This is a genomic window from Arthrobacter sp. 49Tsu3.1M3 (assembly GCF_900168135.1).
Taxonomy (GTDB): domain Bacteria; phylum Actinomycetota; class Actinomycetes; order Actinomycetales; family Micrococcaceae; genus Arthrobacter.
On sequence record NZ_FUZD01000024.1, the window covers coordinates 1 to 24,318 of the forward strand.

At 67.2% G+C, this 24,318-nt stretch carries 25 protein-coding genes; 7 read left to right on the forward strand and 18 right to left on the reverse strand.

The window, feature by feature from the left end; translation table 11 throughout:
- Window positions 1-627: 627 nt before the first annotated feature.
- From rpsN to rpmB, 3 genes are read right to left on the reverse strand one after another with little or no spacing between them, the layout of a single operon-like run.
- The gene (gene rpsN / locus B5X90_RS18415; protein WP_026266887.1) at window positions 628-933 is read right to left on the reverse strand and encodes a 30S ribosomal protein S14; all 306 of its coding nucleotides are present in this window, start codon (window positions 931-933) and stop codon (window positions 628-630) included.
- 4 nt (window positions 934-937) lie between these two features.
- Complete coding sequence (gene rpmG / locus B5X90_RS18420; RefSeq protein WP_003798558.1) at window positions 938-1,105, reverse strand: 50S ribosomal protein L33; 168 nt, start codon at window positions 1,103-1,105, stop codon at window positions 938-940.
- On the reverse strand, window positions 1,105-1,341 hold the full coding sequence (gene rpmB / locus B5X90_RS18425; RefSeq protein ID WP_011693744.1) for a 50S ribosomal protein L28: 237 nt from the start codon (window positions 1,339-1,341) through the stop codon (window positions 1,105-1,107). Before rpmB ends, rpmG begins: the two co-directional genes overlap by 1 nt.
- A gap of 503 nt (window positions 1,342-1,844) precedes the next feature.
- Here rpmB and B5X90_RS18430 point away from each other — a divergent pair.
- From B5X90_RS18430 to B5X90_RS18440, 3 genes are read left to right on the forward strand one after another with little or no spacing between them, the layout of a single operon-like run.
- Window positions 1,845-3,287 carry a ferredoxin reductase family protein gene (locus tag B5X90_RS18430; RefSeq protein ID WP_079555380.1) on the forward strand — a complete coding sequence of 481 codons (1,443 nt, stop codon included), beginning with the start codon at window positions 1,845-1,847 and terminating at the stop codon, window positions 3,285-3,287.
- Window positions 3,284-3,799 (forward strand): FMN-binding protein, encoded by a 516-nt coding sequence (locus B5X90_RS18435; RefSeq protein ID WP_079555381.1) that lies wholly within the window; start codon window positions 3,284-3,286, stop codon window positions 3,797-3,799. The genes B5X90_RS18430 and B5X90_RS18435 overlap by 4 nt, the downstream gene beginning before the upstream one ends.
- A gap of 40 nt (window positions 3,800-3,839) precedes the next feature.
- The gene (locus B5X90_RS18440; protein ID WP_079555424.1) at window positions 3,840-4,610 is read left to right on the forward strand and encodes an FAD:protein FMN transferase; all 771 of its coding nucleotides are present in this window, start codon (window positions 3,840-3,842) and stop codon (window positions 4,608-4,610) included.
- Between the two features lie 9 nt (window positions 4,611-4,619).
- Here B5X90_RS18440 and B5X90_RS18445 read toward each other — a convergent pair whose 3' ends face one another.
- Together B5X90_RS18445 and B5X90_RS18450 are read right to left on the reverse strand one after the other, a co-directional pair.
- A complete protein-coding gene (locus B5X90_RS18445; RefSeq protein WP_079555382.1) occupies window positions 4,620-5,381 on the reverse strand; it encodes an SGNH/GDSL hydrolase family protein in 762 nt (253 codons plus the stop codon).
- 82 nt (window positions 5,382-5,463) lie between these two features.
- A complete protein-coding gene (locus B5X90_RS18450; protein ID WP_079555383.1) occupies window positions 5,464-5,943 on the reverse strand; it encodes a MarR family winged helix-turn-helix transcriptional regulator in 480 nt (159 codons plus the stop codon).
- Between the two features lie 102 nt (window positions 5,944-6,045).
- On the opposite strand from B5X90_RS18450, the gene B5X90_RS18455 reads away from it, so the two are divergent.
- A complete protein-coding gene (locus B5X90_RS18455; RefSeq protein WP_018776102.1) occupies window positions 6,046-6,333 on the forward strand; it encodes a YciI family protein in 288 nt (95 codons plus the stop codon).
- A 10-nt stretch (window positions 6,334-6,343) separates the two neighbouring features.
- On the opposite strand, the gene B5X90_RS18460 is transcribed toward B5X90_RS18455, so the two are convergent.
- The 6 genes from B5X90_RS18460 to B5X90_RS18485 all read right to left on the reverse strand — a co-directional run bounded on the left by B5X90_RS18460 (window position 6,344) and on the right by B5X90_RS18485 (window position 12,557).
- Window positions 6,344-7,198 (reverse strand): SGNH/GDSL hydrolase family protein, encoded by an 855-nt coding sequence (locus tag B5X90_RS18460; protein WP_079555384.1) that lies wholly within the window; start codon window positions 7,196-7,198, stop codon window positions 6,344-6,346.
- A gap of 140 nt (window positions 7,199-7,338) precedes the next feature.
- The gene (locus B5X90_RS18465; protein WP_079555385.1) at window positions 7,339-8,385 is read right to left on the reverse strand and encodes a siderophore-interacting protein; all 1,047 of its coding nucleotides are present in this window, start codon (window positions 8,383-8,385) and stop codon (window positions 7,339-7,341) included.
- On the reverse strand, window positions 8,382-9,212 hold the full coding sequence (locus tag B5X90_RS18470; protein ID WP_079555386.1) for an ABC transporter ATP-binding protein: 831 nt from the start codon (window positions 9,210-9,212) through the stop codon (window positions 8,382-8,384). The genes B5X90_RS18465 and B5X90_RS18470 overlap by 4 nt, the downstream gene beginning before the upstream one ends.
- A gap of 1 nt (window position 9,213) precedes the next feature.
- Window positions 9,214-10,236: a FecCD family ABC transporter permease gene (locus tag B5X90_RS18475; protein ID WP_143264815.1), complete on the reverse strand. Its 1,023-nt coding sequence runs from the start codon at window positions 10,234-10,236 to the stop codon at window positions 9,214-9,216.
- A gap of 134 nt (window positions 10,237-10,370) precedes the next feature.
- On the reverse strand, window positions 10,371-11,438 hold the full coding sequence (locus tag B5X90_RS18480) for a FecCD family ABC transporter permease (protein WP_079555387.1): 1,068 nt from the start codon (window positions 11,436-11,438) through the stop codon (window positions 10,371-10,373).
- 9 nt (window positions 11,439-11,447) lie between these two features.
- Window positions 11,448-12,557: an iron-siderophore ABC transporter substrate-binding protein gene (locus B5X90_RS18485; RefSeq protein ID WP_079555388.1), complete on the reverse strand. Its 1,110-nt coding sequence runs from the start codon at window positions 12,555-12,557 to the stop codon at window positions 11,448-11,450.
- Window positions 12,558-13,096: 539 nt separating this feature from the next.
- Between B5X90_RS18485 and B5X90_RS18490 the strand changes: the two genes are divergently transcribed.
- On the forward strand, window positions 13,097-13,591 hold the full coding sequence (locus tag B5X90_RS18490) for an FBP domain-containing protein (RefSeq protein ID WP_079555389.1): 495 nt from the start codon (window positions 13,097-13,099) through the stop codon (window positions 13,589-13,591).
- A gap of 33 nt (window positions 13,592-13,624) precedes the next feature.
- On the opposite strand, the gene B5X90_RS18495 is transcribed toward B5X90_RS18490, so the two are convergent.
- The 5 genes from B5X90_RS18495 to B5X90_RS18515 form a co-directional block, all read right to left on the reverse strand.
- A complete protein-coding gene (locus B5X90_RS18495) occupies window positions 13,625-15,142 on the reverse strand; it encodes a flavin monoamine oxidase family protein (protein WP_372702897.1) in 1,518 nt (505 codons plus the stop codon).
- Window positions 15,054-16,571: an APC family permease gene (locus B5X90_RS18500; RefSeq protein ID WP_079555391.1), complete on the reverse strand. Its 1,518-nt coding sequence runs from the start codon at window positions 16,569-16,571 to the stop codon at window positions 15,054-15,056. The genes B5X90_RS18495 and B5X90_RS18500 overlap by 89 nt, the downstream gene beginning before the upstream one ends.
- Before the next feature lie 113 nt (window positions 16,572-16,684).
- Window positions 16,685-18,118 carry an aminobutyraldehyde dehydrogenase gene (locus tag B5X90_RS18505; protein WP_079555392.1) on the reverse strand — a complete coding sequence of 478 codons (1,434 nt, stop codon included), beginning with the start codon at window positions 18,116-18,118 and terminating at the stop codon, window positions 16,685-16,687.
- A 119-nt stretch (window positions 18,119-18,237) separates the two neighbouring features.
- Window positions 18,238-18,990, reverse strand: a complete 753-nt coding sequence (locus B5X90_RS18510; RefSeq protein WP_079555393.1) for a cache domain-containing protein — start codon at window positions 18,988-18,990, stop codon at window positions 18,238-18,240.
- Complete coding sequence (locus tag B5X90_RS18515; RefSeq protein WP_143264812.1) at window positions 18,983-19,756, reverse strand: FadR/GntR family transcriptional regulator; 774 nt, start codon at window positions 19,754-19,756, stop codon at window positions 18,983-18,985. Before B5X90_RS18515 ends, B5X90_RS18510 begins: the two co-directional genes overlap by 8 nt.
- A 249-nt stretch (window positions 19,757-20,005) precedes the next feature.
- On the opposite strand from B5X90_RS18515, the gene B5X90_RS18520 reads away from it, so the two are divergent.
- Window positions 20,006-21,289 (forward strand): CaiB/BaiF CoA transferase family protein, encoded by a 1,284-nt coding sequence (locus B5X90_RS18520; RefSeq protein WP_372702898.1) that lies wholly within the window; start codon window positions 20,006-20,008, stop codon window positions 21,287-21,289.
- Here the strand turns inward: B5X90_RS18520 and B5X90_RS18525 are convergent.
- Both B5X90_RS18525 and B5X90_RS18530 read right to left on the reverse strand, forming a co-directional pair.
- The gene (locus B5X90_RS18525; RefSeq protein ID WP_218670212.1) at window positions 21,258-21,593 is read right to left on the reverse strand and encodes a helix-turn-helix domain-containing protein; all 336 of its coding nucleotides are present in this window, start codon (window positions 21,591-21,593) and stop codon (window positions 21,258-21,260) included. The two genes, B5X90_RS18520 and B5X90_RS18525, sit on opposite strands and share 32 nt — an antisense overlap.
- Window positions 21,568-22,791, reverse strand: coding sequence for a PucR family transcriptional regulator ligand-binding domain-containing protein (locus B5X90_RS18530; RefSeq protein ID WP_079555395.1), 1,224 nt, complete (start codon window positions 22,789-22,791; stop codon window positions 21,568-21,570). Before B5X90_RS18530 ends, B5X90_RS18525 begins: the two co-directional genes overlap by 26 nt.
- A 112-nt stretch (window positions 22,792-22,903) precedes the next feature.
- Between B5X90_RS18530 and gabT the strand changes: the two genes are divergently transcribed.
- Window positions 22,904-24,298 carry a 4-aminobutyrate--2-oxoglutarate transaminase gene (gene gabT, locus B5X90_RS18535; protein WP_079555396.1) on the forward strand — a complete coding sequence of 465 codons (1,395 nt, stop codon included), beginning with the start codon at window positions 22,904-22,906 and terminating at the stop codon, window positions 24,296-24,298.
- The last annotated feature ends 20 nt before the right edge of the window (window positions 24,299-24,318 follow it).

A 24,318-nucleotide genomic window follows, 5' to 3' on the forward strand; every position in this document is an offset into this window, starting at 1 on the left:
TGCACAAAATTTGAAACCAGCCAAAAACACCAGACCACACCACGGGGTGGCGGGCCCGGCAAATTCAACCAATTCAATACAATAAATTGGTATCAACAAACTTGGCACACTATTGAGTTCTCAAACAACAGACACACCCGGCACCACCACAACCATCTCGGTCGAGGATCGCTCCGGAGCAACTTTTCAAACTTACCCGAGTCCGGACCGCTTTGCAAATCAGCGTCTCCGCGACCCGCAAACCATCCGACCCGCCCCACCCGAACCCGGAGCGCACAAAACGCCGACCAGATCCGGTCTTGAAATTTAGGGGATTGGCCGCCTCCGGTTCCCAGCATTTCCGCTGGTCTCCCTCGCGGCGACTTAGAAAACAATACACCCACCACGCCCCCACCGCAACTCCACCCCCCACACCCACCCCACCACCCAAAAACCCCGCCACCACAACCCAAAACCCACCCAACCAGTGCCGCCGGCGTCGTAAGCCAGCCCTGTGTGGTGCGTCACCGCGGCAGGGAGCGGCGCGGAGCAGCTGGGGCGTGAAAGCCAAGGCCTTAAACGCGAGAAGGGCCGGCAACCAAATGGTTGCCGGCCCTTCTTCAAGCCACTGGCTTCAGGAGTACTGAATTACCAGGAAGACTTCGTGATGCCCGGGAGCTCACCGCGGTGAGCCATGTCGCGGAAGCGAACACGGGAGATGCCGAACTTCTGGAAGGTACCGCGCGGACGGCCATCGATGATGTCGCGGTTACGCAGACGTACCGGTGAGGCGTTGCGGGGCAGCTTCTGCAGGCCGAGGCGAGCAGCTTCGCGTACTTCGTCGGTTGAGTTGGGATCAACCAGAGCCTTCTTCAGTTCGAGGCGCTTTGCAGCGTAACGCTCGACGATGACTTTACGCTGTTCGTTCTTAGCGATCATTGACTTCTTAGCCATGTGTTTAGCGCTCCTCTCGGAATTCGACGTGCTGGCGGATTTTCGGGTCGTACTTCTTCAGGACCAGACGGTCCGGGTCGTTACGACGGTTCTTGCGCGTCACGTAGGTGTAGCCCGTGCCCGCGGTCGACTTCAGCTTGATGATCGGACGTACGTCCTTATCCTTTGCCATTAGAGCTTCACTCCTCGTGCCAGGATGGCGGCGACGACAACGTCAATGCCGCGTACGTCGATGGTCTTGATGCCACGCGCAGAGACCTGCAGGGTGACATTGCGGCGCAGGGACGGAACCCAGTAGCGCTTCTTCTGGATGTTCGGGTCGAACCGGCGCTTGTTGCGACGGTGCGAGTGCGAAATGCTGTGTCCAAAGCCCGGCTCGGCTCCGGTCACCTGGCAGTGTGCTGCCATGACGACTCTCCTCAAAAAATAAATGAAACGGCTAACGGAGTTCCCGTTGACCGTGCGTTGGGCGGCGTCCGCATCCGGCTCCCTCCCCCAACCGTCGTTGTCCGCGGGATTCAGCAGACGGCACAAACCGTCTGGTTCCTCACTGCGGCGAAGATTGTGGGCCACGGGCACCTGGCGCCGGCGGCCTGTTGGACCGTCATGGCGAAGTGCCGGGATGCTGGGCGAATACAGGAATGCGCGCAACTTGAGCCCCTAACTACCGGCCTCCAGGACCGTCGATTTTCAGACGGGCCCTGCCAACCGGAGCAATTGCGCACGCTCCGCGCCACCTAGCGCCTACCAAGTCTACGAGTTCGGCGATTTAAAGACCAATCCGTCGCTGAATGGTGTATGGGGAAGCGCCCCACAGCCAGTGCAGGCGTAGGGCCGGGACCATCCCAGGTCATATGCCCGGCGAAGGCTTTTCACAGCGAAATGATAGGCAGCGGGGCAATTCTGGATCCATGAACACACAACTTCTGACGAACCGTCCCGGGATTCGCCGCAGCTCCGGTGGCGCTGTGAACCCCTTCAGGGCGCAGTACCGCCGGCGGTTGCTAAGAGCGGATCTGCTGACGGTCCTTTTCTGGGCGTCGCTGGCCGGCGCGGTCGCCTTGTGGCTGGCCGGCGGCGGAATGGCCGGCTTCTCGACTCCAGCCGGCTCCTTCACCGCACTGGGGATCGTGGCCGGCCTCGCCGGCATGGACCTGGTGCTTCTCATGCTGCTGCTGGCGGCCCGAATCCCACTCATCGACCAGACAGTCGGCCACGACCGCGCCCTTGAGTTTCACCGCAAGCTGGGCAAACCGGCCCTCTACCTGCTGCTGGCGCACGGACTCCTGATTGCGATCGGCTACGGCATGGCGGAAGGACTGGACCCCGTCAACGAGTCGGTTGCGCTCTGGGTCCTTGTGCCTGACATGTGGCTGGCCTACATTTCCATGCTCCTGTTCATCGCCGTCGTCGTCACATCCCTGGTAGCCGTCCGACGTCGGTTCCCTTACGAATTCTGGTACGCCGTCCACCTCCTGACGTACGCGGCCGTCCTGACCTCGCTCCCCCACCAGTTCAGTGTGGGCGGTCTCTTTGCCGAGGGCACCTGGCAGCGCTGGTACTGGCTGGCCCTCTGCATCGCGACCGGCGCCGCACTCCTCTACTACCGGGTGGTCCAGCCTGTAATGGCAACATTCAGGCACCAGTTGACCGTCAAGCGCGTGGTGCGGGTGGCCCCCGGAGTGGTCAGCATTGAAATGTCCGGCCTTCGACTGGACGAGCTGGCAGGCAGTGGCGGCCGGTTCTTTATCTGGCGGTTCCTGGCTCCGGGCCTGTGGTGGCATCCGCATCCGTTCAGCCTGTCCGCCGAGCCCGTCCACTTCGACGCCGCTGGCCGGGGCACGCTGAGGATCACCGTCCGCAACCTGGGCAAGGGGTCATTCCAGCTGGCGTCGCTGAAGCCCGGCACCAAAGTGGCAGTGGAAGGCCCGTACGGTCTATTCAGCACGTCCGCTCGGAGCCGCAACCATGTGGTCATGGTGGGAGCAGGGATTGGCATCACGCCGGTTCGTGCCCTGCTGGAGAGCACACCATTCCAGCCCGGCAACGCCACTGTCATTCTTCGCGGCCACAGTGAATCCGAGCTCTACCTGGGCGAGGAGATCCTCGACCTCTGCCGGCGCCGCGGCGCCACGCTTTTCCACTTGACCGGCTCCCGCCCGGCCGGCATCCAGACCTGGCTTCCGGAGCACGCCGCCCGTGCCGGCCACCGCCTTGCCAGCTATGACCCGAAGATCGCCGACGCCGACGTGTACGTCTGCGGCCCCTCCGCCTGGGCGCACAACGTGCTTGAAGACGCCCGCGCAGCCGGCGTCCGGGAAGACCAAATCCACTACGAAAGGTTCGACTGGTGAGAACCCGCGCAGCAGTTTCAGCCGCCCTGGCCTCCGCCGGCATCCTCATCGCCGGCTGGCAGTCCGGCATCCATGTCGCCGATACCGGCAGCCCCGTCGCAAGCGCGGCGGCAGGGACCACCGGGTCCACAGGTTCGTCCGGCTCAAGCGGAACCTCCAGCTCAAGCGGAACGTCCGACTCAACCGCCTCCTCCGGCGCGTCGGGGGCGGGCACCACAGGGGCCTCGGCCAAGGCCGTAGGGACCTACCCTGGCTCGGTCGTCCAGACCCGGTTCGGCTCCGTCCAGGTGCAAATCACGGTTCAAGCCGGAAAGATCACCGACGTCACGGCCCTGCAGCTGACCGATGCTGAACGAAAGTCCGTGCAGATCAGCAACCGCGCCGCCCCGCTCCTGCGCGCCGAAGTGCTCCAATCCCAGTCCGCGGATGTGCAGACCATCAGTGGTGCCACGGTGACTTCTGAGGCGTACTTGAACTCCCTGCAGGCGGCCCTCGATGCAGCCAACCTCTGAGCTCGGCGGCTCCGCCCTGCAGGCCAGGACGTTTGGCTCGATGGGCACCGTCATCAGCCTGACCGTTCCAGCGCGGGCCATCCCGGAAACTGCGGGCGGGGAAGGCGGGCTCGATGCCGCAAGCGCCGCCGTCGAGCGCGTTTTTGCCGGCTTGGACGAAACGTTCAGCCTGTACCGTCCCGACTCCGAGGCCAGCCGGCTGGCGCGCGGGGAGCTCTCCCTGCGGGACTCATCCGCCGCGATGCGGGACCGCTACGCGGAGGCGCTCAGCTGGCGGCTGAGGACGGAGGGCGCGTTCTCCCCGGAACGGCCCGACGGCGTGCTGGACCTTTCGGGGCTTATCAAGGGCTACGCGATCGGGCAGGCCGGTGAGGCGTTGCGGAGCCGCGGGATCACCGATTGGTGCCTGAATGCCGGCGGCGACGTGCTGGTGATGGGCTCGCCCGTTCCGGGCAGCGGAGCTTCGTGGGCGGCCGGCGTCGTTGACCCGCTGGACCGCTCGGCGCTGATTGCCGCCTACGAACTGGGCGGACCTGGCACCCGGTGCGCCCTTGCGACGTCGGGCTCGGCGGAGCGGGGTGACCATATCTGGACAGCGGGCTCCGGAAGCCGGACCGCGGGCTCCGCCGGCGCCGGGTTCGCCCAGGTCTCCGTGGCTGCGGCAGACATTGTCACCGCCGATGTGCTCGCGACGGCGATCGTGGCCGGCGGGACCGCGATGCTGCACCGGGCCACGGACGGTTGGGAGATCGATGTCCTCGCCGTCCGCCGCAACGGGGAACTGCTCGCGACGCCGGGGTTCCGCGCCTAGGGTGCCGTTCTAGAGATGGGTCAGCTGCCCGTACTTCGGCTCCAGGCCGTCGCCGGACGACTTGCCGGTGACGCGCCGGACAACCCACGGGCCGGCGAATTCGCGGACCCACCGGGCATTCGCGCGGAGGGCGTCCACCCGGCTCAGCTCAGGAACCGGCGTCATGGGCGGGACGTCAATCGAGTGCTCGTGTGCCAGCACCGTGAGTACGCGCTTGGCCATGTTCGCGTGGCCGGCGGCAGACATGTGCATCCGGTCCGTGGCCCACATGCCCCAGTCGTAGTACTCGCTGAAACGCCAGTAGTCGACCAGCAGGGCGCCGTGGTCCCCGGCGATGCCGCGAACCAGTTCGTTGTAGATGGCCGTACGGCCGCGCATGGTGCCGAAAATCTTGGAGCCCCGCGCGTCGAAGCCGGTGAACATCACCACGGTGGCGCCGGTGGCCCTGAGCTTGCGGATCCCGGCGTCGTATTCGGCCAGCAGGTCATCGATGTCGACCCTGGGCCGGAGGATGTCGTTGGCGCCAGCGTAGATGCTGACCAGGGTGGGATTGAGTGCGACGGCGGCATCGACCTGTTCGGCCAGGATCTGCCGGAGTTTCCGGCCGCGGATGGCAAGATTCGCGTACCCGAAGCCGGGATCCGCGGCGCCAAGCCCCTCTGCCACCCGATCCGCCCAGCCCCGGACGCCGTTGGGCCGGGTAGGGTCGTCGTCGCCGACGCCTTCCGTAAAGGAGTCTCCAAGGGCTACGTAGCGGGACGTGAAATCCATGGATCCAGTCTGCCAGCAGTTGCCGCGAGCAACAAAGACGGGGAGGCCCGACGTCGGACTGCGGCGCCTTCGGCTGTCGCGCTTAGTTGTCGCGCAGGATCCAGTGGTCGTCGTCGAGTCGGGCCACGATCTTTTCGCCGATCCGGGCCAGGTCCGCGACGTCCTCGGGGCTCAGGGCATCGAGGAACAGTGAGCGGACCGCCTCAACATGTCCCGGGGCGAGTTTCACGATCGTCTGCATCCCGGCGTCGGTCAGGTGGGCCGTGGTCACGCGGGCGTCGCCGGGGTGCGGCCTGCGCTCCAGCCAGCCGCGGTTCTGCAGCTTGGTGACCACATGCGAGAGCCGGGACAGGGAGGCGCTGGTGCGCGCGGCGAGCTCACTCATGGGCAGGAATCGCCCCTCGGCCTCGGAAAGCATCGCCAGCACGTTGTAGTCGAACAGGGAAAGCTTGCCCGCGGCGTGGAGCTGGGTGTCCAGGGCGGCCGGCAGCATGGTGTTGATGCTGAGCTGGGCCAGCCAGGCCCGGCGTTCGTCGGCGTTGAGCCAGCGGGGTTCGGTCATGGCTACATTCTAGGAGACTGGAAGCTTGACGATTCAACTTCAGCCGGGCATTTCCGGAAAACTTCCCGCCTGTCAGTGGCCGGCTACCGGTAGGCTGGCCGCATGTACGTAGTCTCCCTGACATACAAAGTCCCCGAGGACATTGTGGAGTTCCATCTTCCGGCGCACGTGACGTGGCTGCAGGCAGCCTTCGACGACGGCGTCTTCATGGTCGCGGGGCGCAAAATCCCCCGCACCGGCGGTCTGTTGCTCTCGAACGCGGACCGGGCCAGCCTTGACGCCGCCCTGGCCAAGGACCCGTTCTACGTCAACGGTGTGGCTGAATTCGAGGTCATGGAGTTCCACGCCAACAGGGTCGCTCCGGGCTACGAAAACCTGCTGGACAGCTGAGTCCCGGCGGCTACCCGGCCCCGGACTGGCCGCTGGCGCGCTGGTCATGCAGCAGTTTCTTCAGGCCGCCCTTGCGCGGGACCCGCACGGGTTCTGGCCAGCGCGGCCGGAGCTGATCGCCGAGGGTTACGCCGCGGAGCTTCCGCCCGAACAACGGTAATACCCAGTCGCGGACCCAGCGGCGCTGCCGGCGTTCCCACTCCCGCAGGCCCGGTTTCACGGGCGGTTCCCATTCCCTGCGTTTGATCTTGTGCGGCACGCCGAGATGGTCCAGGACCTGTGAGGCGAGGTATTTGTGGCCTGCCTTGGACATATGCAGCCGGTCCGAATCCCACATCCGCGGGTCATGGAAGGCGTCGAAGCACCAGTAGTCCACCAGAACGGCGCCGTAGCGGCCGGCGATCTCGCGGACGCGCCGGTTATAGAAGGCGTTACGTTTCTTCAGCGGCTCCAGCAGCGCGGAGACCTTGACGTCGAAGCCGGTGAAGAGCACCAGCGTTGCCCCCGTGCCGGCGAGCGCAGCCACCAGCGACTCGTAGTCCCGCATGAGGGCCCCGATGTCCGTGCCGAAATCCAGGATGTCGTTGCCGCCCGCGTACAGCGTGACGAGGGTCGGCTCCATGGCCACGGCGGGACCAAGCTGTTCGCCGGTGATGTGGCGCAGCCGTTTGCTGCGGATGGCCAGATTGGCGTACTCCCACCCCGGCTGCGCCTTGGCCAGCTTCTCCGCAACCCGGTCTGCCCAGCCCCGCACGCCGTTGGGGAAGCGGGGATCGTAGTCCCCCACGCCCTCGGTGAAGGAATCCCCCAAGGCAACGAAGACCCGCCGCCCGCCTCGATCCGGAAGCAAAGGAATGGAACCCATCCGTCCAAACTAACCCCCGCGAAAAGCGGCCAGGGAAAGGGAGAGTTAACCGAAGATGACCGGCAGGCTGAGCCGCAACCGCAAGCGACGGCAAAACTGCGATTGCGGGCGTAAGCCCGGAAGAGGCACGACGCCGAAGATTACAGCTCGGCTTTCCCCTGCCGCCAGTACCCCATGAATGCGACCTGTTTCCGGTCAATCCCCACGTCCCGCACCAAGTACCGCCGCAGCTCCTTGACGGTGCCCGCTTCGCCGGCGATCCAGGCGTAGAACGGCAGTGCCCCGGCGGGCTTGCCGGGGTTCCGGCTGGCGCTGATTGCCGCGGCGTCCATCCGGGCGGGGGTCTCCCAGAGGATGTCCTGGTCCACGTTCACGTCATCGGGTTCGGGCCCTGCCCCGCCGGCGGCGGTCTTGATGCCCACCCAGCCGGGTTCGGGAACGGCGGCGCGGACGGCTTCCTGCAGGAGTTCGCCGTGCGGACGCGAGCGGCCGATCGAGGCGCCGCGTGCCAGCCAGGTGATTTCGACGTCGGCGTCGGACCTCAGGTCCAGGAAGTCGCCGGGCTCGGGGACCTCCAGGAACGCATGTCCGCTGATGTACGACGGGAGGCTTTCCAGGATGGCGCTGATGGCCGGGACAGCGGTCTCGTCACCGGCAAGCAGTACACGCTGGGCCAGGCCCGGCCGCCATTCGATGCCGGAGTAGGTCTCCGCTGTGACACAGTGCGCGGCACGGTTGTTGGGTCCAATGAGGGTGAGGGCGTCGCCGGGCCTGGCGTTCAGGGCCCAGTTCGCGGCGGGTCCGCCGTTTCCGGCGGCGTCGAAGTGCATGACAAAGTCGACGTCGATCTCCGGATACACGGAGTCGAGGCGTTCCTGCCGCACCGTGTAGGTGCGCATGGAGCCACGGATCGCGGGATCCGTGGCCAGCCATTCCTGATACCAGCCGGACTTTTCCATGTGGAACACCGGCAGCGGCAGCTGGGTCCCGTCCCAGGCAAGGGACGGGATCATCAGCTTCACGCGCAGGTCCAGGGTTTCGCCGTGGACGCCGAAGCCACGCAGGGAGTAGCCGCCGAAGGTGATCCGGCGGAAGTTGGGGCTGAGCTCCTGCACCGCGGCGACCGTCACGTCGAACGCCCGGGTCATGGGTTCAGTGGCTGTTGCACTGCTGTTAACTGCCCTCATGGGACCAACTCCAGGGTTGCTGTTTCTGATTTTCGGAAGTCTGCGTGGTGCCGGCCGAGCGGGATGATCAGTGGCGTGCCGGAAATGGGGTCGGGCAGCACCCGCGAGTCCAGCCCGAAGACGTCACGGACCAGGTCCTCGGTGACGACGTCGGCAGAGGTGCCCTCGGCCACGATCCGGCCGCCCTTCATGGCGATGACGTGGTCCGCGTACCGGGCCGCCAGGTTCAGGTCGTGCAGGACGATTGCGACGGTGGTGCCGCGGCGCCTGTTCAGGTCCGTGATCAGGTCCAGGACCTCCACCTGGTGGGCCAGGTCCAGGTAGGTGGTGGGCTCGTCGAGCAGCAGAACCTCGGTTTCCTGGGCCAGCGCCATCGCGATCCAGACGCGCTGGCGCTGCCCGCCCGAGAGTTCGTCGACGTTGCGTTCGGCGAGCTCGAGCGTTTCGGTGGCTTCCAGTGCGCGCTGCACAGCGAGATGGTCATCCGTGCTCCAGCTGCGGAAGAAGCCCTGGTGCGGGTAGCGTCCGCGGCCCACGAGGTCCCGCACCAGAATGCCGTCGGGGGCGGTGGAGTGCTGCGGGAGCAGGCCGAGGATGCGGGCGAGTTCCTTGGCCGGGCGGGAATGGATGTCCTTGCCGTCCAGGGTCACGGTGCCGCCGGCCGGCTTCAGCAGCCTGGACAGGCCGCGGAGGAGCGTGGATTTGCCGCAGGCGTTGGCGCCCACGATCATTGTCACCTTCCCCTCGGGAATCTCCGCCGTGAGGCCTTCCACCACCCGGCGCTGGTCGTACTGCAGCGTCAGGTCCTTGGCGTTGAGAACTGCCATGTCAGGCGTCCTTTCGGTTGGCTGTGACCAGGAGCCACAGCAGGAACGGTGCTCCCAGTGCGCCGGTGACCACTCCGACGGGAAGGACGGTGCCGTCCAGCAGCAGGGGGGCGATGTTGGCGGCGAAGTAGTCTGCGGCGAGGACAATCAGGGCGCCGACGAACGCGCCGGCCGGGAGGCTGGCCTTGCCGGTGAAGCGGCGCGCGATGGGGCCGGCCAGGAAGGCGACGAAGGCCACGGGCCCGGCGGCGGCAGTGGCGACGGCGGCGAGGGCGACGGCAACGGCCACCACGCCCAGCCGGGTGATGTCCACCCGGATGCCGAGTCCGGCGGCGGCGTCGTCTCCGAGTTCCAGGATGCGCAGCGGGCCGGCGAGGACGGCGGCGGCGGGCACCAGGACCAGCAGCGCGAGGGCCAGCACTCCGGCACGGTCCCAGCTGGCGGAATTCAGGGATCCGTTCAGCCAGATCAGGGCCTCGGCCGCGGTGCGGATATCGGCCCGGGTCATGAGGAAGTTGACCACGGCGTTCAGTGCCGCGGCGATGCCGATGCCGGCCAGGATGAGCCGGCTTCCGGCTGCGTTAGCGTGATGGCCGCCGCCGGATCCGAGGGAACCAGTCCGCGAGATTGTGTAGATCAGCACGGCTACCGCCATGGCCCCGCACAGTGCCGCGCCGGACACCGCCGCTCCGGACGCGCCGAAAACGACGATGGCGGTGACGGCGGCCGCGCTGGCCCCGTAGCTGATGCCGATCACGTCGGGACTGGCCAGCGGATTACGCAGCATCGTCTGGAACAGGGTGCCCGAGAGCCCGAAGGCAATGCCGATCATGGTGCCGATAACTGCCCGCGGCAGCTTGGTTTCCATCACGATGAAGCTGGCGCCGGGGATCCTCTCGCCACCGGTGAGGTGGGCCGTGAGAATCCTGACGAAGTCCGGGACGGTGACGGTGTAGCTGCCCAGCAGGATGCTGACGGCGAAGAGCACAACGACGGCGAAGGCCAGGAGGGCCGTCCGGCCCATCAACACACGGTTTTTCAAGGCACAGCGCAGTGGCCTCCCCTTGGCGCGGACCGGGCCGGCGGGATCCGCCGGTTCGCATTCCGCGGGGGCGTTCTCCCCCAGCTCGCGCCTGACGCTGGCGAGGTCTGCCTTGCTCACAGTCCGGCCCCCTTGCCCCGCCGGATCAGCCACACGAAGACAGGCGCGCCCACGAGCGCGGTCATGATCCCGGCGGGGACTTCGCCGGGCAACAGGATGACGCGGCCCACGACGTCCGAAAGCAGGAGCAGCACGGGCGCCAGGACCAGCGAGAAGGGCAGGATCCAGCGGTAGTCCGGGCCGGTCAGGAAGCGGACGGCGTGCGGAACCACCAGGCCGACGAATCCGATCGGTCCGGCCAGTGCCGTGGCCGAGCCGCAAAGCAGCACTATGCCCAGCGCGGTAATGCCGCGGGCGAGGCCGACGCGCTGGCCCAGCCCGCGGGCGATGTCATCCCCGAGGGCCAGGCTGTTAAGGATCCGTCCGGTGAACAGGACGATCAGTGCCCCGGCGGCCAGGAACGGCAGGCCGGGGAGCACCACCGACCAGTCCCTGCCGGCGATCCCGCCGACCTGCCAGAAACGGAACCGGTCCAGGGTGTCCTGGCTGGAGACCAGGACGACGTTCATTAGCGAATACAGCCCCGCGCTCAGGGCCGCGCCGGCCAGTGCCAGTTTGACCGGCGTCGCGCCTTCCCTGCCGAGTGACGCGATCAGGTAGACGACGACGGCGGCCGCGGCGGAGCCGATAAACGCGAACCAGATGTAGCCGGACAGGGACGACACACCGAAGACGTAGATCCCGGTGACGACGGCGAGGGCGGCGCCAGCGTTGACCCCGATGATGCCGGGGTCGGCGAGCGGGTTGCGGGCCACGCCCTGCATGGCCGCGCCCGCCAGCCCGAGGGCGCCGCCGGCGAGCAGGCCCAGCACGGCGCGGGGGATGCGGGCGTGGATGACGGCATGGTTGCCGTCGGCGGGGTCGAACTGCGTCAGCGCTTGCCAGACGGTGTCGAGGGGAACCCCGCGGGCTCCGACGGCCAGGGACGCCGCACAGACCAGGACAAGCACGACGGCGGCGGCAAGCAGCCAGGCGGCCTGCATTGTGGGGGCTTTCCTCCCGGTGGGGGCCGGGGGTGCGCCGGGCGCACTGGTGGCGGGCGCCGTCGTCGTACTGTTCGTCATGGGAGGGTGTTACTTCGCTGCGGTGACTTTGTCCGCCGCGGCGGCCAGCTGCGGCAGGAACGTGTCCAGCGACCAGGGCAGGCTCAGCGGCGAGGAAGCGGAGATGGACAGCGTGAGCGTGTTGTTCGAGTCGGCGACCAGGGCGCCGCTCTTGATCGCGGGGATCTGGCCCAGCAGGGGGTCGGCCTTGATGGAGCCGGTGGTGGCCGCGTCCGGCACCCAGGTCACGAAGATGTCCGAGTTCAGCTCGTTGGCCTTTTCGGCGGACCACGGGATGAAGAATTCCTTGGAGCCCTTGGAGTTCTCCTCCACAACAGATGCGAGCTTCATGCCGATTTCGCTGAGGAAGCGCGGACGGTTGTCGTTGGCCGTGTAGACGTTGACGCCGTCGCTCTTGTCCGGCTCCAGGTTGCCGTAGATGAAGGATGTTCCGGCGATCTGCGGGTACTTGGAGACCTTGTCCTTGATGGTGGCCTCGGTGTCGGCGACCAGCTTTGCGGCTTCGGCCTCCTTGCCGAGGGCCTTGCCGATGATGGCGGTGGAGTCCTGCCAGGAGGTGCCGTAGGCGATTTCCGGCTGGGCAACGACCGGCGCGATCTCGCTGAGCTTCTTGTAGTCCTCCTCCGTCAGCCCGGAGTAGGCGCCGAGGATGAGGTCCGGGTTGAGCCTGGCGATCTCGGTGAAGTTGATGCCGTCTGCCTCGGAGAACTGGGCCGGGGCCTTCGCCGAGCCGAAGCCGGCGCCGAGCTTCGCCAGCGCGGCGTCCTTCCACGGCGTGGAGCCCTTGTCGTTACCGCCCCATTCGTTCTTGGGGACGCCTACGGGCACCACCCCGAGGGCGATGGCAACGTCGTCGTTGACCCAGGAAACGGTGACCACGCGCTTGGGCTGTTCCTTGATGGTGGTCTCGCCGAAGAGGTGCTTGACGGTGACCGGGAAGGCGATGCTGACCGGCTGGGTGGGGTCGTCCGTCGCCGTCGAACGTGCCGGGCCGGTGGAGCAGGCGGTCAGGGTCAGCGCGACGGCGGCCAGGAGTGCCGCTGCCCGCCCTGCGGTTTTACCAAAGGTGCGGCGGCCGGCGGGCCGGCCGCCTGAACGGGTGAAGAGGGCGGAAGCCACGGAACTCCTTAGGTATGTGATCCAAACCTAAGTAAGGCTAGCCTATCCTTTGTGTAATTAAGAAAGGTTTGAGTAACGTAATTGTCTCGATCGGGTCACCACAAAAACAACGCGGGGTCACTTACGGCCCATGACGGTGGCGTTTACGGACCGTAAGTGACCCCGCGTTGGGGTGGCCGGGAGAGCAGTTGACTGGACACAAATCCCGGGCTTTGCAAGGATTGGCTCGCCGGATAATCGGAACCGGCGACGTGTTGGGACGGGGGAAGTGAGCATGGACATCGCGACGATGACTGCTGCCACGGTTAGCGGGGTGGCCGCTGTGGCCTGCAACGCGCCCTCGCTCCTGCCAGCCCCGCCCGCATAGTTCCTTCCCGCACAGGCCCTTTCCGCGGAGTCCCGAACCACCACGGACTAGTCCCGCGAGACGCCGTGCCCCACACCGGAGTCGCAGGCTGGCAGTCTTCTGCCCACCATCCGCCCTGGCGCGCTGTACGCCTGCTTTGGCCGGAGCCATCCGATTTTCGAAAGTGTCAGTCATGCAAAAAATCACCGCGCAGCAGATCCGCACGTCCTTCATCAACGCGAGCCGCTCAGAAGCCGCCAAACTTAATCTGCCCAAGAACTTCGACACCCTGGACTGGGAACAAATTGACTTCCTGGCCTGGCGGGACGCCAAGATGCCACTCCGCGGCTACCTCGTGGTGCAGGGACCGAAGGGGCCCGCCGGCATCATGCTCCGGGCCCCTGAAGGTGGGGCCAAGAAGAACCGTTCCGTGCTCTGCGAGCTGTGCCGGGACGTGTTCTCCAAAGACGATGTACTGCTGTGGGTAGCCAAACGCGCCGGGCAGTCCGGCCGAAACGGCAACACGCTGGGCACCTTGATCTGCGCCGATTTCCTCTGCAGCCGCAATGTGCGGGTAGAGCCTCCGGCCAACGAGATCAACCCGGACCCCGCCGCCGTCGTGCTGCGGCAGATCGACGGGCTGGTGGCGCGCACTGCCCAGTTCGTGGAGCGCGTCCAGGGAACGTAGCCCCCGCACAAGCAACGACGGGCGGCGCGGGTGCTACGCGGCGGCCTCCGCGCCCGCGGCGTCCGTGCCCGCGGCGTCCGTGCCCGCGGCGTCGCGGGCCAGGATCCTGGCAGCCGTTGCCCGGCCCATCCGGACCGCACCATCCACATGTTGGTAGCCCTCGGCCGCCAAATCCGAGGACGCCCAGTAAATGGGGCCCACCGGGGTGAGCTGGTCCGCCCCGTAGCGGTGCAGCCCGCCCAGGTCGTAGCTGGCCGCGAAGGCGCCGCGGGTCCACTCCTCGGAGGCCCAGTCGGACTCGTAGTACACCACCGGGTCCAGGGTCTTGGGTCCCAACGACTCCGCCATGGCCGACAGGATGGCCCGGCGGCGCTCGGGGGCCTCGAGCGCAAACATTGCGTCCGCCTTCTCATCCGGCACAAAGGCCACCAGGGTCCCGCGCGGATCCTCATGATTGGTGTTGTCGTAGATTTCCTGGACCACCAGGTCGGGGCTGAAACAGGTGCCGGAGAGGCCTTCTTCACGCCAGAACGGCGTCTCGTAGACAGCGTGCACCTTGATGACCAGACCCAGCGACTGGTGCTGGTGCATCTGGTGCTGCCGGCGCGGCAGCGGAGGTTCAAAGCTCACCCGCGAGTACAGGTTGGGCGGGACCGCCATGATGGCGTACCGGGCGTTCACCGTGGCCCGGTCCGAGACGGCGGTGACGCCGTCGCCGTTCCAGCGCAGGGTCCGCACCGGGGAATCGAGGACGACGTCGTCCCCCAGCGCGGCAGCGATGGTCTCCGATACGAGCTGCATCCCTCCCACCACGCGCTGGTCCAGGAGCAGGTCCTCGTCCACAAGGTTTGAGAACGAGCCCGCCGATGCCGCCATCAGCACTGCCTGCAGCGCGGAGAAGGAGTGCGCCGGCTTGGTGAGCATGCCGCCGGCCAGGAAGTGGCCGATGTTGCCGCATGCCTCCTCGTCCTCGGAGAGCTGGCGCATCCAGTGGTGCAGCGAGACGGTGTCGAGTTCGCGCGCCAGGGGGTGCGCCCACGGCTCCTCGGCGCCGATCTCGGCGGCCAGCTCATCCAGGATGCCGATCATCCGCCGCATTTCGGCCTCGGTGCGTTCGGAGACCGGGAACATCTCCCCGGCATACAGGCTGCGGGTGCCGTCCGGGGCAACGTAGACGGACTTTCCCTCGCGGTACCGGCTGAACGTTTCCAGGCCCAGCTCACCCAGGAGGTCTTTGAGCGCCGTCTGGTCCGGCGAGATCCACTGGCCGCCGATTTCCAGCATGGCGCCGTCGATAATGCTGGTCCAGGTCCGGCCGCCAACCCTGTCGCGGGCCTCCAGCACGGCAACCGTCAAGCCCGCCGCCTTCAGGTCCCGTGCGGCGTTCAGCCCGGTCGGGCCGGCGCCGATGATGACAACATCGCGTTCGGTACTCTTCACTTTTGCTCTTTCGTTTGGCGCATTAGTTGACCACTGCTTGCCGGGTGCTTCCGGCGCGCAGTTTCGCGGCGACGTCGATGGCGTCGCCGGCCGGGGCCGTGGACTTGGCATCCGGGCGGGCCAGCAGGAGGTAGAGAAGTCCGCTGCCCGCCACCACGCCCAGGCCGAGCAGGACGGTCCAGTCGGTGACAAAGACGCCCGTGGAGCCGGGCCAAGCCAGCAGCACCATGGCAAAGATTCCGTAGGCCAGGGCGGCGGCATTGACCGCGAACCCCGCGGCGCCCAGGCTGAACGGCCCCGCCGGCCGCCAGCCCTTGAGCCGCTGGCGCAGGGCTGCCAGAACCACGGACTGGAAGGCAATGTAGATGCCCAGTACCGCAAAGGAGGTGATCTGGGTGAGCAGCTCATCCGATCCCAGATAGATGGTGATGCAGATGGCCAGGGGGATGCTGGCGGCGACGATCAGGGCGTTCGCGGGAACCTTGGCGGTGCCGGAAACCCTGGACAGCCAGCGGTGGCCGGGCACCATGCCATCGCGGGCAAAGGAGAAGATCAGCCGGCTGGCTGCCGCCTGCAGGCTCAGCACGCAGGACAGGAACGCCGTGATCGCAACGATCAGGAAGATCTTGGCCCCCACCGCGCCGAGGGCCGACTCCAGAATGGCGGGAATCGGGTCTGTGTCCTGGCCGTTGACGATCTCCTGCAGGTTCGGCGCGGCCAGCACATAGCCGCCGAAGGAGAACAGCGCGGAAACTCCGCCCACCACAATGGTCATCATCATGGCGCGCGGGATCCGCCGGGCCGGGTTGGCGACCTCCTCCGCCACGTCGCCGCAGGCTTCAAAGCCATAGAAGAGGAAGAGACCGGCCAGGGCGGCTCCCATGAAGGCGTTCAGGTAGCTGCCGTCTCCCTGCACGCCCATCGAGTCGAAGAACACGCCGAAGCTCTGCTTGCGCTGGAAAATCAGCAGATACAGGCCGACGGCGATCACGCCGATCAGCTCGGCCGCCAGCCCGATCCGGGCCACCCGGGCCATCGTCTTGGTGCCGGTGAAGTTCAAGACCAGGGCCACCAGCAGGAGCAGTACCGACAAGCCAAGCGTGCTTTCCCGGTTCAGCTCAATTCCGAACAGGCTGGCCAGGAAACCGCTGCCAAATTCGGCCACCGCGGTGATGGTGACAATCATGGCCCAGATGTAGACCCAGGCCGCCATCCAGGCATAGCGCCGGCCCCAGAGCCGCCTGGTCCAGGGATAGATGCCGCCGTGGATGGGATATTGCGACACCACCTCGCCGAATACCAGTGCCACCAGCATCTGCCCGGCGCCCACGATGAAGATCCAGAAGACCGACGGCGGGCCGCCGGCCGCCATGGCGACGGCGAAGAGGGAGTACACCCCCACCAGCGGCGAAAGGTAAGTGAATCCGAGGGCGAAATTGGCCCACAAGGACATGGACCGGTCAAAGGAATCCTGGTAGCCCAGGACGGCAAGATGTTCACTGTCGTTGAGCTCGGCGGTGCTGCGGGGTTCGGTGGACATGGTTTCCTTCCGACGACTTTGGCGGGAGATTCTGGTGGGGTGCCGGCGGGAGATGCCGGAGTAGGTGCTGGCAGGGCTGCCAGTGGAAGTGCTGACGGTCGCGGTGGCGCCGCCTAGCCGATATAGCTCATGACGTGCTTGATCCGGGTGTAGTCCTCCAGCCCGTACATGGACAGGTCCTTGCCATACCCGGAGTGCTTGAATCCGCCGTGCGGCATCTCGGCCACCAGCGGGATGTGTGTGTTGATCCAGACGCAGCCGAAATCCAGGCGCTTGGCGAACTGCATGGCCCGCGTGTGGTCCCTGGTCCACACCGAGGACGCCAGCCCGTAGTCCACATCGTTGGCCAGCGCCAGGGCCTCGGCGTCCGTGGCGAACTTCTGCACCGTGACGATCGGCCCGAACACCTCGCTCTGGATGAGCTCGTCGTCCTGGTTCAGTCCGGACACCACGGTGGCCTCGTGGAAGTACCCCACGCCGCCGTGGCGCTTGCCGCCAACTTCAACCGTGGCGTGCTCCGGCAGGCGTGCCAGGAATCCGGCCACGCGCTGGAGATGGTCGGCGCTGCTGAGCGCGCCGTACAGGATTCCTTCCTCGGCGGGACCGCCGGTCCTGGCGTTCTGCCGCACTTCCTCGGCAAAAGCAGCCACGAACTCATCGTGGATGTCTTCGTGCACCAGCAGCCGCGTGGCCGCGGTGCAGTCCTGGCCCGCGTTGTAGAAGGACGCCGGGACGATGCCCGCCACCGCGGTGGCGATATCGACGTCGTCGAACACAATGACCGGAGCCTTGCCGCCCAACTCCAGGTGCACGCGTTTGACATCGGCGGCCGCTGCTCCGGCCACCTCCATGCCGGCCCGCACGCTTCCGGTGATGGACACCATTTCCGGAGCCTCGTCCGCCACCAGCGCCTTGCCGGTCTCTCGGTCGCCCAGCACCACATTGAACGCGCCCGCGGGGAGGAATTCGCTGGCCAGCTCGGCAAACAGCAGGGTGGAGCTCGGCGTGGAATCGGACGGCTTGAGAACTACGGTGTTGCCGGCCGCAAGCGCGGGAATGACCTTCCACGCTGCCATCATCAGCGGGTAGTTCCACGGAGCCACCTGGCCGACGACGCCGATCGGCTCGCGCCGGATCGAGGAACTGTGGTCCGCCAGGTACTCGGCGGTGGCCCGGCCTTCCAGCGTCCGGGCTGCGCCGGCAAAGAAGCGGATCTGGTCCACCAGCACGTCGATCTCATCCGGAACAATCCCGGCGCGGGGCTTGCCGGTATCGGCGCACTCGAGGTCGGCCAGCTCCTCGGCCCGGGCCTCGACAGCGTCGGCAATGTGCAGCAGCGCCCGCTGGCGCTCCGCCGGCGTGGTTTCGCTCCAGATTTCAAACGCTGCAGCGGCTGCAGCGTACGCGGCAGCAACGTCGGCGGCGGTGGAAACGGGTGTTGTGGCGATGACCTCTTCGGTGGCCGGATTGTGGATCTCCAGCCGGCTTGTGGCGGCCGAGTCAACAAACTGGCCGCCGACGAAGTTCCGCAATTTCCGCACGCTCATGAGGTTCCCTTCAGTGAATTGGGTGGGCCGGGCCTCGCCTCGGACCACGCCACCATGTGACCTGGTTCACGGCCACATGGTGAGACTACACCTTATTCATCTGAAATGGGATGTTTAATTTAGGGGACTTTTTCCACCATGATCTTCAGGTTGGTGCCGGGGCAGGCAAAGGCACCGCGCAGGCCCGGACCGGCAGCCGGGGCGGCATCCGGGGCCGCTAGCGTCCCCACGGGGAGCGACGGATCGGTGGAGACAACCACCCTTCCCGCGGCGCTCAACAACACCGCCGGAGCCCCCACGGCGCGCATCAGCGGCAAGGCGTCCCGCTCCAGCCGGCGCACCAGGAGGTCTGCGCCCACCACTCCCGCCATGGTCCCGCCGACGGTGACGGGCGCGGTGAGCGTGAGGATGTAGTCGCACGTGCACAAGTGGTCGACATACGGGCCCGTGATGTGGCGGGCCCCCGTGGCTTCGGGCACCCGGTACCACTCGAGCGCGCTGAGGTCACGAAGATAGTCGGCGTAGTCGCGCGAGGCCAGATCCAGCTGGCTCGGTTCCGTGGTGGTGCCCAGGATCGGGTTGTCTTCCAGGGGGCCCAGCCACCAGGCGAAATGGAGGCCCTTGCCCCGCACCACCCCCGGCGCCGCGATGAATCCGGCGCCGATCAGCATCGGGTCGGCGGCCGTCAACTCCGGCTTGACCATCGCATACACGGCAGGGTCAATGTCTCCCGCACCCCAGGCGGTTGAGGCCTCGACCAGGCTCCGCCACCGCTGCAGGGTGTCGAAGACGCCGTTGAAGAGCGCGCCGATGGCCGCGGCACAGTCCCGCGCCCGGGCCTGGAGTGGATCCGCAATGTGGTTCTCAGCCATCGGCTGTTGCTCCTTGCTCAAGCCGTTCCTTGGCTGCCAACAGCCAGACGGAAAGGTCGCTGATCTGTGCCCGGACCGCGGCGCGGGCACCGGCGGCGTCGTGGGCGGCGATCGCCTCGGCGGTGCGCTGGTTTTGCGCGTAGACCCGCGCCCGCATGGCGGGGTCAGTCAGGCACAGCCACAGCATGGGGCCAAACTCCGCCTGCAGGCGGATCTGCTCGCGCACCAGCCGCGGCGACTGGCTGATCACGGCAATTTCGAGGTAGAAACCCCCGGCATTCCGACCGGAGTCGCTTGCGGAACCGAAGTCGGCCCCCTGAAGCCAGTCCGTCAGCCGCTGGGCTTCATCGGTGGACGCCAGCTCGGCTGCCCGTTCTGCGCAGCCGGCGGCCAGCATCCCAAAATAGACGGCGAGGTCGGCAATCTCCACGTGCGAGAGCCCGCGCAGCCGGGCCTGCAGGAGCCTCTCCGGCGTTTGCTCGGTGGCCAGCACAAAGCTGCCGCCCTCGCGGCCGCGCCGGGTCTCCACCAGCCCGGCCTCACGGACAGCCCCCAGGCCGTCGCGCGCCGTCACCAAAGCCACGCCAAACCGCTTGGCCAGCTCTGCCTCGCTGGGCAGCCGGTCGCCGGGAGCCAGCACGCCCAACAGAATGGCGTCGGTCAGCCGTTGGGCCACCTGCTCGGATCTGCCTGCGCCGGTCAGCTGGGCGAACACGGCGGCCCGGGCGCCGCGCGATTGTGCGGGGGCGGCTGGTTCCTGGCTCACCGCACCGCCCGTGGCCAACTGCGTTCCGGGCGGGTCCGAACCGGAGGATCTGCTTCCATAGCGTCACTCTATCGGCCCCGTCATGGCCCGGCTGGTCCCATGCGCGGCCGGAGGGTGATTGTGCGGAACGGCTAAGACCTGGATGGTTAATCCAATGATGGGCCGGTTGCGCCTTGTTAGGCTTCGAATCCTTGATCAGGTATCCGGGGCACGGCGATGTGCCGCGGGCAATCCACGAAGGGAATCCCCATGACTTCGATGCCCGGCCCGCAGCCCGGTTCCGCCGGGCGGGACGCTGCCCAAGAGACCAGGGACACGCCCGCCGGACCGTTGTCCGGCCTGCTGGTGGCCGATTTCTCCCGCGTCCTGGCCGGCCCGCTGGCCACCATGACGCTGGCCGATCTGGGCGCCCGCGTGATCAAGGTGGAACGCCCCGGCACCGGCGATGACACCCGCAGTTGGGGACCGCCGTTCTCCCCTACCGGGGCCACCTACTTTGAGAGCGCGAACCGCAACAAGGAATCGGTCTGCCTGGACCTTGCCGACCCCGGCGATCTGCAGCTGGCCAGGGAGCTGGCCCTGCGCGCCGATGTCCTGGTGGAAAACTTCAAGCCCGGTGGCATGGCAAAGCTGGGCCTGGGCTATGCGGAGCTCTCCGCTGAGAACCCCGGTTTGATCTATGCCTCGATCACCGGGTTTGGCAGCGCCCGCGGAGCCAACCTGATGGGTTATGACTTCATCGTCCAGGCCCTGGGCGGGCTGATGAGCATTACCGGCGAAAAAGACGGCAGCCCCACCAAGGCCGGCGTCGCCCTGGTCGACGTCCTGACGGCCAAGGACACCACGATTGGCGTTCTTGCAGCCCTGGCAGCCAGGAACGTCTCGGGCCGCGGGGCCTATCTGGAGCTCAACCTGCTCTCCAGCCTGCAGGGCGCGCTGGCCAACCAGGGCCAGTCGTTCCTGGGCGCGGGCAAGGTGCCGCACCGCATGGGCAGCGCCCATCCTTCGATCGTGCCGTACCAGTTGCTCGAGTGTGCGGATGCGCCGCTGGCCGTGGCCTGCGGCAACGACGGACAGTTCGCCAAGCTGACCCAGGTCCTGGGCGTTGCCGGGCTGGCCCGTGACCCGCGCTTTGCCACCAACAACGCCCGCGTGGAACACCGCACGGAACTGGTGCCCCTGCTGGAGGATGCCCTGTCCGCCTCTTCGGCCCTCATCTGGCAGGACAAGCTCATCGACGCCGGCGTCCCGGCCGGCCATGTGGCCGGCATAGATGAGGGGCTGGACTATGCCGAGTCGCTGGGCCTTGAACCGACCATCGAGGTCCGCAATGCGGCGGGCCAGTCCGCCGGGCGGCAGATCCGCCATCCCATTACCTGGACGCCGGCGTTCCCGGCGCCCGTGGCGGCCCCGCCGTCGCTGGGCGAACACAACGACGGCGTCCGGGCGTGGCTGGCCGACGGCGCTACAGCCAGCGCAGCCAGCGTCGACCGCGACGGCGCTACAGCCAGCGCAGTGCCAGCCACAGGTTAGCCGCGACATCGGGATCGTCCGGATCCGCGTGCAATAATCCGGCGGCAATTCCCATCCGGTGGCGCAGCGAGTTCCGGTGGATCCCCAACTCACGGGCAGCGCCCTCCCACTGGCCCCGGTGCCGCAGGTAAGCGCGTACGGTGCCGATCAGGTCCGCGCGCTGGTACCCGCGCAGTGCCGCCACCCAGCCTTGGGCCCGCGGGTCCAGCGCCCCGGCGGGGACCTCGACCATCTGCCCGGCCTCCAGCGCACGCACCATGGCGGCCAGTTGACCGGCCTCATCGTGGACACGTTCCAGCGGCATCGGCCGGCTCAGCACCGCAGCGAGCTTGCCCGACGTGCCGGCGGCGACGTCGGTGGGGTCCGCCGGGGTGGCGCCTGCAGCGTTGCCGGACGTGCCGGCGTCGTCGTGCTCCGCGTCCAGCAGGTAATAGCTCAGGCCCCCGGCCACATGGCGCAGGCGGCAGGATCGCAGGGCACCGGCGGCCTGCGGCCTGCGGCCAGCCGGTCCAGCCGGCGCCGGACCGCAGCCTCGCTTCCAGCTCCGCCGAAGCCGCCGCGGCATCTGTTTCGCCGCTTACCACCAGGACCCGGACTGGCCCAGTGGGCGCGCCGATGCCCAGATCCGGGGCCAGGGCACGGCCGGCGTCAACATGTCCGGTGAGAAAAAGCTTGGTCACGGCCGAGCGGAGCGCGGCGGCGGTAGCGTCGCTCTCCTGCTGCTGGGCGGCCTTGAGCGAGAGCAGTACGCACACCGTCATGATGACCTGCCGGTCGGCCCGCGTCAGTTTGCGACCGGCACCGATGGCCAGGAACCCGACCGCCCGCCGCCCGACCAGCACCGGATACTCGACGACGTCAGTGCCGTGGATCTGGAAGGTGGAGGCTGAATGCGTCACGGCCATGTCAAGCCGCGAGGTCTCCCTGCGCAGCTGCTCCACCATCGTGTGGTTGTCCGCCGGCCACAGCGTTTCCGCCCCGTTGTCGGCCGGCAGGTACGCCACCCAGCCGCCCAGAGCCCGGGCCAGCGCCTTGACCACCGAAGGGAGCGCATCCGGCTGCGTCGCCGCACGGGCCAGCGCCGTCTGCGTGCCGAGACTGGCGGTCAGGTCCGCCTGGCCTTCCCGGCCCACGAGGTCCCAATAGGCGCGGGAGACGTTCATGAACGGCGTGCCGTCGGGCACCACCAGCAACTCCAGCCCCTCCGATGCGCAGGCGGCAATCAACGCGGGCGGCACGTCATCCACGCCGGCGCCCAGGCCAAGCCCCAAGGCTGCAATGTTGCGCTCCACGAGGCGCCTGACATAAGCCTGCACTTTGGCGTTTCCGCCCGAGACGGGGATGCCCGTGGTGAGCAGGAGCTCGCCACCTTCCAGATATGGCGTGGGATCGTCGAGCTCGGAGATGTGGACACCCGAGATCTGCCGCACGGCCACCGGACCACCGGCGGCCGGGCGAAGATCGCTGCCGAGTTGGCTGTGCAGCTGGGCCAGACTGATCATGCGGCGGTCCTTTCAAGCAGATACAGACTCTTTGGATATTCTAACCAAAGTAGGCTCGAGCAAGGACAGACCATCCAATGTCAGGCGGTGGAGCGCACATTACCTTGACTACATGACGAGTTCCGCAGACATCCTCCCCCAGTCCCGCCACCTTGCCACCGCCATTCCCGGTCCTGCCTCCACGGCGCTGCACCGTGAGCGCGAGGCGCATGTCAGCTCCGGTTTCGGCGTGACCCTGCCCGTCTTCATCAACCGGGCCTCCGGCGGAATCCTGGAAGACGTGGACGGCAACCGCATCATCGACTTCGCCTCCGGCATCGCGGTGACCAGCGTGGGCGCCGTGAACCCCCGGGTCCAGGCGCAGGTGGCCGCCCAGATGGCCAGGTTCACCCACACCTGCTTCATGGTGACAGAGTACGAATCCTTCACGCAGGTGGCCGCGTGGCTGAATGCGCACGTCCCGGGAGATTTCCACAAGCGCACGGCGCTTTTCTCCACCGGCGCCGAAGCCGTGGAAAATGCCGTCAAGATTGCCCGCGCCGCCACAGGCAGAGAACGGGTGCTGGTCTTCGACGACGCCTACCACGGCCGCTCCCTCCTCACGATGGCCATGACCGCCAAGGTGAACCCGTACAAGAAGAACTTCGGCCCCTTCCCGGGCGAGGTCTTCCGCGCCCCCACAGCCACCCGGTTGTGGGCCAAAGACGGCGAGGAAGCCACGGCTGCCGACGCACTGGCCGGCGTCGAGGCCCTGTTGAGCCAGAACGGTCCCCGGACGTTCGCCGCCATGGTCATCGAGCCCATCCAAGGTGAGGGCGGCTTCCTGGTTCCCGCCCCCGGCTTCCTGGCCGGGCTGCGGGAGCTGGCCACCAAATACGGCATTGTGCTGGTGATGGATGAGATCCAGACCGGCATGGGGCGGACTGGCAAACTCTTCGCGAGCGAGCACGAGGGCGTCGCCGGCGACCTCACCTTGACCGCCAAGGCCCTGGCGGGCGGCCTGCCGCTGAGTGCCGTCACCGGCCGGGCCGAGCTCATGAACGCCCCGCACGCCGGCGGCCTGGGCGGCACCTACGCCGGAAATCCGGTGGCCTGTGCCGCAGCACTGGGTGTCTTCGAGGCCTTCGAAGACGGCACGCTCCTGGCAAACGCCCAAGCTATCGAGGCGGCCGCCCGGGAGGTCCTGCAGCCCCTCATGAACAGCACGGCCATCATTGCGGAGTTCCGCGGCCGCGGCGCCATGCTCGCCGTCGAATTCGCGGACAAGGACACTCTGGAACCGCGCGCCGATCTTGCCGCCCAGGTGGCGGCCGCCTGCCACCGGCAGGGGGTCCTGATCCTGGTCTGCGGCACATACGGCAATGTGATCCGGCTGCTGCCGCCCCTGGTCATTGACCCCGAATTGCTCCGCGACGGCCTGGACGTGCTGCGCCATGCCATCGTGGCCGCCAACGACGCCCAGACAGACTCCGCCACTGCCAGCGCGGCGACGCTGGCAGCCGTCTAAGTCCCAGCCCCGCAAACTCC

Excerpts from the sequence above, each read along its gene's own strand:
- rpsN (WP_026266887.1), bottom strand. The coding sequence starts at position 933 with ATGGCTAAGAAGTCAATGATCGCTAAGAACGAACAGCGTAAAGTCATC.
- rpmG (WP_003798558.1), bottom strand. The coding sequence starts at position 1,105 with ATGGCAAAGGATAAGGACGTACGTCCGATCATCAAGCTGAAGTCGACC.
- rpmB (WP_011693744.1), bottom strand. The coding sequence starts at position 1,341 with ATGGCAGCACACTGCCAGGTGACCGGAGCCGAGCCGGGCTTTGGACAC.
- B5X90_RS18430 (WP_079555380.1), top strand. The coding sequence starts at position 1,845 with ATGAACACACAACTTCTGACGAACCGTCCCGGGATTCGCCGCAGCTCC.
- B5X90_RS18440 (WP_079555424.1), top strand. The coding sequence starts at position 3,840 with ATGGGCACCGTCATCAGCCTGACCGTTCCAGCGCGGGCCATCCCGGAA.
- B5X90_RS18445 (WP_079555382.1), bottom strand. The coding sequence starts at position 5,381 with ATGGATTTCACGTCCCGCTACGTAGCCCTTGGAGACTCCTTTACGGAA.
- B5X90_RS18450 (WP_079555383.1), bottom strand. The coding sequence starts at position 5,943 with ATGACCGAACCCCGCTGGCTCAACGCCGACGAACGCCGGGCCTGGCTG.
- B5X90_RS18455 (WP_018776102.1), top strand. The coding sequence starts at position 6,046 with ATGTACGTAGTCTCCCTGACATACAAAGTCCCCGAGGACATTGTGGAG.
- B5X90_RS18460 (WP_079555384.1), bottom strand. The coding sequence starts at position 7,198 with ATGGGTTCCATTCCTTTGCTTCCGGATCGAGGCGGGCGGCGGGTCTTC.
- B5X90_RS18465 (WP_079555385.1), bottom strand. The coding sequence starts at position 8,385 with ATGAGGGCAGTTAACAGCAGTGCAACAGCCACTGAACCCATGACCCGG.
- B5X90_RS18470 (WP_079555386.1), bottom strand. The coding sequence starts at position 9,212 with ATGGCAGTTCTCAACGCCAAGGACCTGACGCTGCAGTACGACCAGCGC.
- B5X90_RS18475 (WP_143264815.1), bottom strand. The coding sequence starts at position 10,236 with ATGGGCCGGACGGCCCTCCTGGCCTTCGCCGTCGTTGTGCTCTTCGCC.
- B5X90_RS18480 (WP_079555387.1), bottom strand. The coding sequence starts at position 11,438 with ATGACGAACAGTACGACGACGGCGCCCGCCACCAGTGCGCCCGGCGCA.
- B5X90_RS18490 (WP_079555389.1), top strand. The coding sequence starts at position 13,097 with ATGCAAAAAATCACCGCGCAGCAGATCCGCACGTCCTTCATCAACGCG.
- B5X90_RS18495 (WP_372702897.1), bottom strand. The coding sequence starts at position 15,142 with ATGCCAAGTCCACGGCCCCGGCCGGCGACGCCATCGACGTCGCCGCGA.
- B5X90_RS18500 (WP_079555391.1), bottom strand. The coding sequence starts at position 16,571 with ATGTCCACCGAACCCCGCAGCACCGCCGAGCTCAACGACAGTGAACAT.
- B5X90_RS18505 (WP_079555392.1), bottom strand. The coding sequence starts at position 18,118 with ATGAGCGTGCGGAAATTGCGGAACTTCGTCGGCGGCCAGTTTGTTGAC.
- B5X90_RS18510 (WP_079555393.1), bottom strand. The coding sequence starts at position 18,990 with ATGGCTGAGAACCACATTGCGGATCCACTCCAGGCCCGGGCGCGGGAC.
- B5X90_RS18520 (WP_372702898.1), top strand. The coding sequence starts at position 20,006 with ATGACTTCGATGCCCGGCCCGCAGCCCGGTTCCGCCGGGCGGGACGCT.
- B5X90_RS18525 (WP_218670212.1), bottom strand. The coding sequence starts at position 21,593 with ATGCCGCTGGAACGTGTCCACGATGAGGCCGGTCAACTGGCCGCCATG.
- B5X90_RS18530 (WP_079555395.1), bottom strand. The coding sequence starts at position 22,791 with ATGATCAGTCTGGCCCAGCTGCACAGCCAACTCGGCAGCGATCTTCGC.
- gabT (WP_079555396.1), top strand. The coding sequence starts at position 22,904 with ATGACGAGTTCCGCAGACATCCTCCCCCAGTCCCGCCACCTTGCCACC.